The 245-nt window shown below is 40.4% G+C and carries 1 protein-coding gene; it reads left to right on the top strand.

Features of this window, described 5'->3' with window-relative positions:
• The coding region (locus RYX56_RS24525; protein WP_317124410.1) for a lmo0954 family membrane protein at positions 1–245 on the top strand (245 nt) is incomplete at both ends.

Here is a 245-nt window from a genome sequence, read left to right as displayed (position 1 = left end):
GTTAGCGGTCAGCTTAGTCCTTCTCTACTTCATTGCTAAACAGTTTTTAAAGGCTGAATCAACCGGAGCAAAAATTGGGCTGGCGATTATTGGAGTGATTGTCCTTGCAGCATCGATTCATAATGTACCTGCCATTATTGGCGTAGGTGCAGCCTATGTCCTTTATCTCGTTTATAAAAAATGGAACGGGCATAAAATCACCAAGATCAAAGAAGAATCCGACCCATTTGCTAATTTTGAAAAAC

The organism is Alkalihalophilus lindianensis (assembly GCF_032843265.1).
Lineage (GTDB): Bacteria > Bacillota > Bacilli > Bacillales > Bacillaceae_D > Alkalihalophilus > Alkalihalophilus lindianensis.
This window is presented reverse-complemented; position numbering and strand designations above follow the sequence as displayed.